Genomic DNA, 6,427 nt, shown 5'->3' with positions numbered 1-6,427 from the left:
TTGGGAGCAAAGCTCGTGTTGTAAAACACAGCTAACAAACTGCTCAAGAGGGATTCGCAACGCGTGGCATTTTTACTGTGCGTTGAATTTAGTGATTAAGGTGGTTTGCGGCGGCTTAGGTATTGCGTTGCTCACCCCTTAGCAGAGCGTTAAGTTGCTAATGAACTAAGTCGAAACCATACATCATGCTGTATGATGTACGTATAGTGGGTTTATCCCTCAGCAATTGTAATTTACTCTAAAATCCGAAATGAAAAAATCAATATTATTATCATTAAGCATTATTTTTGTAGCGTCTGTTCAAGCTAATACGATAACAAGTTCTATAGAGTGTGATGGTACATTTTCTGCTGCAAATAATGGTTGGAACTATAAGTCAAATTGTACAATCAGTACAAATGTTCCATCTAAGAGTATTGTCCAGCGAAGAGATGAATTTGAGGACAAACCAATCATGTATAGTTTGGACATACGCGATGAAACTGGTTCTAAAAGCTCTTCGATCTTTTTTAAATGTGATGCAAGCACTGAAAATTATTCATTTAGTACTTATGTAGATTGGGGCAAGGTTAAAGTTAGGTTTGATGATCAAGAAGCTTATGATTTAGAGCTAATGGACTTTAGACAAGAATCATTATGGATAGCAACTAATGGCAAAAGTGGCGTTGATTACAATAACTTTAACGAAAGTAAAATTAAGAAATTTATTGATGACATCTCTGCTTCTAAGACTATGAGGGCAAAGACTCGATTTAGTACACATAAGTATGACTTATCAGACTATAGTGGCAAAATTAAGCCATTTATTAGCTTGTGCCAAGAAATGAAAAATAATATGAAATAGTCCCTTACTTAGGTGCTAACCGCAACTTAACAAACTGTTTAAGAGTGATTCGCAACGCGTGGCATTTTTACTATGCGTTGGTTTAAGTGTTTAAGGTGGTATGCGGAAGTATCGGTATTGCGTTGCTCACACCTTAACAGGGCGTTATGAGTCAATGGAAATTATGACCCAAGAAAACATAAAAATAGATATCTGCAACCAAGCAATAGAAACCCTTAAACTGAATCGCAGTGTTTTACAGCCTCAGTTGTTTGATTCCATAGAAAAGCAGTTACAGTGGTTAATCTCTTACTTTGAAGGCACGTCTAATGAAAGAACAAAGTTGTTTGAGCTAACTTTTGGACATTATGCAGCCCGAGAAATTGATCCTAGAGAGCGTGATTTGGTCGATGCACTGAATAAAGCGTTTTATGTCGCGGTCCAAACTAGGAAGGGATTAAAATTGGAACTGAGTGTGCTGGGAATTGACTCATAACAAATTGTTCAAGAGGGATTCGCAACGCGTGGCATTTTCACAATGCGTTGGTTTAAGTGATTAAGGTGGTATGCGGTCGCTTCGGTATTGCGTTGCTCACCCCTTAACAAGGCGTTAACTATCTTTATTAAATTAATACGAGGAAAAAAAATGGTAATAACTCCAAGAGTTGTATGTGAGACATGCGAAACTAAACATCTATTAAAGGTAACACTCGGTCGAGAAGATAGTCAAAATCATACATTCCCATGTACAGAGTGTGAGGAGGAAATGGAATTCGGCTTAGAAAACATGCACTCTATTACTGATGTAAAATATAAGTATGGTAAAAACTGCCTCGAGGCAGATTTCGAATATCAGGAAGCTATACAAGTCCACTTAAATCCAGACTTTGGAGTGGGGCATAAAGTTGTTGAAGCTGGGGATATTATTACAGCAACTCTTTCAAATGTTCTTGAAATGCAGCGAATGCAAGAAGAGTTGAACGAACTAGAAAGCAACGGCATCGTCGCTCATCGCGCAACTTATGAAAACTACAATAGTGAGATAATGCGTTTTTACCTCAAAGTATGGTCTTTGCTCAAAAAAGGGAAGGTAGAGTTAGCTGACAACTACATTTTGAAAAATGTGGAAGTGTTTGAAGAAAAAACAGGGATGGGTGAAGACTACTACAAAGAAAAGTTTTTTAAGTATGTCATTGGAGCTTATGGCTTAGAAATTTATCAAAACTTGCAATCTGCGCAAGCACTAGCTGGTGATCTCACAGACCTAATAGAGTTCAGTAAAACTCAAACCGTAAATGTATATGATATTTTTGAAGAGTTCATTGAGTCTTTCAGCGAATTTTCTCAAGTATTTACATACCTTAATAGAGGTATTGAAATTTCGGGACGTGTTAAAGTCTCTTCCACGAACTTTAATCGAACGAAAAAGTATTACAGTTCAGCCTATGAAGCTTTGGCGAAGCTCCTATATATTCCAGCTGGTTTGAATAACTCAATCGTGCGAGGTAACCCACATACGTTTGAGCGTATTGACTCTTTAAGTAAATATGTAAATAACGGAAATGGGGACAAGTTGAGATGCTTGGCAGGGAATCCTGAGTTGTTAAAACTCTCTGAGTGTTATGACAATCATCTTCGCAATGCTTCATTTCATAACAATATGGTTTATAGCCCTAAGAAATCGAAGATTTCATATACAAAGAACAATGGTGATGCAGTTAGCAGTGACTACAAAGATTATTTGACCATGTGCATTAAGGTTACAGAGGCACTTGCTGCATTGTGTTTGTTTAACCTCGTTGACTTAAAAGATAGTTAACAAAGCATTTAAGAGTGATTCGCAACGCTTGGCGCTTTCGCTTCGCTCAAGTATAGCCAAGCGCTGCTCACATCTTAATGCGGCGTTATACGAATAGAGGGAAATTATGTACAAAAGTAATGATTTTAACTTGGATTCAAAAGAGTTCAGGTTTAAGAAAGACTCATATCCTTTGTCTAAGATAAACAATGTTAGGGTTCAAAAGTTAAGTTTTCTTGATAATTTAGGTCAAGTTTTATTCTGGGTATGTGTTTTTTCAGGGGCAGTTTGGTTAGTTATTCCAAGGTTGGAAGAGGTGCCACAATGGCTACTAGTTTTAGTTCTTAGTCTGACGGTTGTAGGTTTGGTTTTTGCTCTTTTTCGTTGTTCTAAATATGCACTTCAAGTCGAGTTTCGTCACATAGATGAAACGGGCGTTCAATGGGTTAATGTCGCTAAGTCATACTCAAAGTCAGATTGTGAGTTATTTGAACAGCAAGTGTTGGCACTGAAGAAATTCGTATAACAAATTGTTCAAGAGTGATTCGGCACGCGTGGCATTTTTACTATGCGTTGGCTTTAGTAGTTAAGGTGTTATGCGGAACCTTCGGTATTGCGTGCCTCACACCTTAACAAGGCGTTATGTGCTTCTGTAACTTATTGAAATATTTAGATTGTCATATGCGTGTCGCGTTCGTGACGTTGTTTCTTTGATAGGATGTTGTTAGTTTCTAAGTCGGTACAGCAGAAAGGATTTTCGTAATGGTTGTAAGAAAACTCAGACTAAAACACGGTTGGTCCCAAGAGCAATTGGCTGACTTAAGTGGCTTGAGCATTCGTACTATTCAGAGAATAGAGCGAGGTCATAAGCCTGGTCTAGAGTCATTAAAATGTTTAGCTGCTGTCTTTGAAACAAATGTCTCAGAACTTCAGCAGGAGCAGGAAATGACAAATGAAGTAAGAATCACCGACGAAGAGCAAACAGTTATTGACCAAGTAAGGGCAATCAAAGGTTTTTACTCGCACCTAATGACATACGTGTTGGTCATCGGTTTACTATTCGCAATAAACTTATTAACCGACTCAAGCTATATTTGGGCTTGGTGGCCAGCAATGGGTTGGGGAATAGGAATTATAAACCATGGTCTAAATGCCTTTGAAGTATTTAATTTGTTTGGTGCAAAATGGGAAAGGCGTCAGATTGAAAAGCGTTTAGGTCGCAAGTTGTAAAAACGCACATAACAAAGCGTTCAAGGCGGATTCACAACGCTTGGCACTTTCAGTTCGAATCGGCTTTTGTGTTTATGGCACAAAGGTTTAGGTTGGGTGGTAGCGTTGCTCACCACTTAACGCGGCGTTATAACCACGGCATAAAATGGAGTATTTATGATAGCAAGGGAATGGAAAGCTACTTGTCCGAAGGAACATGAAGAAGGGTTTATTGTTTACCTTTACGAGACAGGTATAAAAGACACGTCAGCTACTAAAGGTTTCCTTGGAGCACAAATTCTGAATCGAGATTTAGGAGATGATGCTGAAATCACGTTGCTAACTTACTGGGAAGATCTAGATTGTATTAAGTCGTTTGCTGGTGAAGATATCAGTATTGCTAAGTTGTACCCAGAAGACGAGAAGTACAAATTGAATCCTGATCTCCACGTGAGTCATTATGAAGTCCGCGAGAACATGTGGTTATAACAAAGCGTTTAAGAGGGACTTGGCACGCTTGGCATTTTCAATTTGCGTTAAGTTTAGTGGTTAAGGTGTTATGCGGTCACTTTTGTATTGCGTGCCTGCGCCCCTTAACGCGGCGTTAGCCAATCAACAGGAAGGTAGGCGATCATGAATGATATAGAACAAGAGAAAATCAATTGTTTAAGGCACTTATCTACACAACATCGATCAATTTTAGCTGCGAGAATACAACAGGAATGGAAGGTTACGCTTTTAGCACTGACTTTTTACTCACTTGTTGCTATTTCTAGGACATCGGATAAGTGGGGTATTGAGCCCGTAGCTATACCTTACGTTTCCCTTGCTGTTGCAATATCGGCATTAGCTTCGATTGGATTCCTGTATTATTTGCACCAAGCTAATGCCACAAATAGGTATATTGCGGAAAGTGCAGAAAAATCTATGGAAAAATTTATTGAAAGTGGGTACGTAAAATTTCAACTTGATGTCGATAATCATTCAAATAAAAAATTGTCAAGTCGAGTTAAAGTCGCTTTGTTTTGGCAGTCTTTAATTATTGTTTCTTTTGCTGTTTTTGCAGTATTCATTGTATCAAGTTAAGTTGTTGGCTAACAAGCAATTTAAGAGGGATTCCCAACGCTTGGCATGTTTGTTCCTACGTCAATTTTAGTGATTACGGTACAATGCTTTAGGTTGGGTGGTAGCGTTGCTCACCCCTTAATTGGGCGTTATAAATACGAGGAAGTATCGTGGTAGAAATTGATGATGAAGAGCTAGAAAGAAGAGCAGCACTTACACTCGAATGCGGCGGTGTGCAGCCTATGCACAATCCTTTTTACACATACTCAGTTCGTTACTCGGCCGAAAGGGCTATTGCTGCCTTTAAGCAATACGATTATTTACTAAGTCAAACTGACGATGCATCAGTACTCATTAGTGAAGTACAAGAAGCGATAATTCATGTTGGTGCTTTATCACGATACTTTTGGCCTTCACCTGCTGGTCGTAAAAAAGACAAGCAACAAAAAGCACTTCGTATGCAGCGAGGTGAGTACTTGAAGAAACTCTACAACCTTACAGATGAGTCACCTTTAGCTAATCGAGAACTGAGAAATGCATGGGAGCACTTTGATGAAAAAATGGACACGTATTTACTAAGTCAAATGGCGGGCTATTTTTTCCCAACACCAATAATCGGTTCACACGAGTTAGCCGACGATCCGGTAGGAAACATCTTCAAATTGTTAGATCCTGAAGCAGAGTGTCTGGTTCTACTTGGTAAAAAGTTCTTCTTTGCGCCGTTAAGAAACGAAGTAGAGCGTATATTTCCAGAATTGGCGAAATAGTATTTATAACAAACTGTTCAAGAGTGATTCGCAACGCGTGGCATTTTTACTATGCGTTGATTTTAGTGATTAAGGTGGTATGCGGTGGCTTCGGTATTGCGTTGCTCACACCTTAACAGGGCGTTATGTTTCTAAGAGGAAATTATGTTTACATTGGAAGTTGAGAAAGGGTTAAAGCTGGCTTTGGTAGAGCCCAAATTTGCTCCCCAGTATCTTGAAATAGTGACTAGAGAACGAGAATATTTGAGTCAGTGGCTCGCGTGGCCTCAGCATGCAGATAGCAATGATTTCTTTCTTAGTTTCATCAAGCGCTCACTGCACGATTACGCAGATGGTAAGTCACTGGTTTGCGCCATGCTTCATGGTGACAAGTTAGTAGGAAATATCAGCTTTAATACTATTAATCAAAGCCTTAAGAAAGTTGAAATTGGTTACTGGCTTAGTGCGGAACATCAAGGTAAGGGACTAGTCAGCAAGTCTGTGTCCAAGCTGATTGAAATGGCATTTACTGAACTTGATATGCAAAAAGTAGAAATCTCGGCAGCAGTTGAAAATCGGTCAAGTCGTAAAGTCTGTGAGCGTTTAGGCTTTAGTCTTGAAGGGGTAATAACTTGTTCAGAAAACCTAAATGGTCGTGTGGTAGATCACGCGATATATGGGTTAAGCCGCACAGCATGGGCCGAAACATAACAAGGCGTTCAAGAGGGATTCTCAACGCTTGGCGGTTTTGGTTTAAAGTTTAGCTAAAGTGTTTATGGCACAATG

The 6,427-nt window shown here is 39.1% G+C and carries 9 protein-coding genes; all 9 read left to right on the top strand.

All coding sequences use genetic code 11. The annotated features are described in order from the left end of the window. The first annotated feature begins 250 nt into the window (after window positions 1-250). The 9 genes from R7E00_RS10255 to R7E00_RS10215 all read left to right on the top strand — a co-directional run bounded on the left by R7E00_RS10255 (window position 251) and on the right by R7E00_RS10215 (window position 6,352). On the top strand, window positions 251-844 hold the full coding sequence (locus tag R7E00_RS10255) for a hypothetical protein (protein WP_170891527.1): 594 nt from the start codon (window positions 251-253) through the stop codon (window positions 842-844). Window positions 845-998: 154 nt separating this feature from the next. Next, window positions 999-1,319: an immunity protein Tsi6 family protein gene (locus R7E00_RS10250; RefSeq protein ID WP_052470789.1), complete on the top strand. Its 321-nt coding sequence runs from the start codon at window positions 999-1,001 to the stop codon at window positions 1,317-1,319. 270 nt (window positions 1,320-1,589) lie between these two features. Next, entirely contained in the window at window positions 1,590-2,642 is a 1,053-nt protein-coding gene (locus tag R7E00_RS10245) for a hypothetical protein (protein ID WP_262606433.1), read from the top strand. Window positions 2,643-2,748: 106 nt separating this feature from the next. Further along, the gene (locus tag R7E00_RS10240) at window positions 2,749-3,147 is read left to right on the top strand and encodes a DUF6232 family protein (protein WP_213907494.1); all 399 of its coding nucleotides are present in this window, start codon (window positions 2,749-2,751) and stop codon (window positions 3,145-3,147) included. Between the two features lie 236 nt (window positions 3,148-3,383). Beyond that, window positions 3,384-3,851 (top strand): helix-turn-helix domain-containing protein, encoded by a 468-nt coding sequence (locus tag R7E00_RS10235; protein ID WP_065274610.1) that lies wholly within the window; start codon window positions 3,384-3,386, stop codon window positions 3,849-3,851. Between the two features lie 156 nt (window positions 3,852-4,007). Then, entirely contained in the window at window positions 4,008-4,319 is a 312-nt protein-coding gene (locus R7E00_RS10230) for an antibiotic biosynthesis monooxygenase family protein (RefSeq protein WP_017420651.1), read from the top strand. A 144-nt stretch (window positions 4,320-4,463) separates the two neighbouring features. Beyond that, a complete protein-coding gene (locus R7E00_RS10225; RefSeq protein ID WP_258664102.1) occupies window positions 4,464-4,916 on the top strand; it encodes a hypothetical protein in 453 nt (150 codons plus the stop codon). A 149-nt stretch (window positions 4,917-5,065) separates the two neighbouring features. Further along, a complete protein-coding gene (locus tag R7E00_RS10220) occupies window positions 5,066-5,662 on the top strand; it encodes a hypothetical protein (RefSeq protein WP_228761216.1) in 597 nt (198 codons plus the stop codon). Window positions 5,663-5,806: 144 nt separating this feature from the next. Beyond that, window positions 5,807-6,352: a GNAT family N-acetyltransferase gene (locus R7E00_RS10215; protein ID WP_025787463.1), complete on the top strand. Its 546-nt coding sequence runs from the start codon at window positions 5,807-5,809 to the stop codon at window positions 6,350-6,352. Window positions 6,353-6,427: the final 75 nt, after the last annotated feature.

This window comes from Vibrio sp. Vb1755, from assembly GCF_033338635.1.
Taxonomy (GTDB): domain Bacteria; phylum Pseudomonadota; class Gammaproteobacteria; order Enterobacterales; family Vibrionaceae; genus Vibrio; species Vibrio alginolyticus.
Note: the sequence above shows the minus strand (reverse complement) of the source record. Positions and strands in the feature narration are given on the sequence as shown.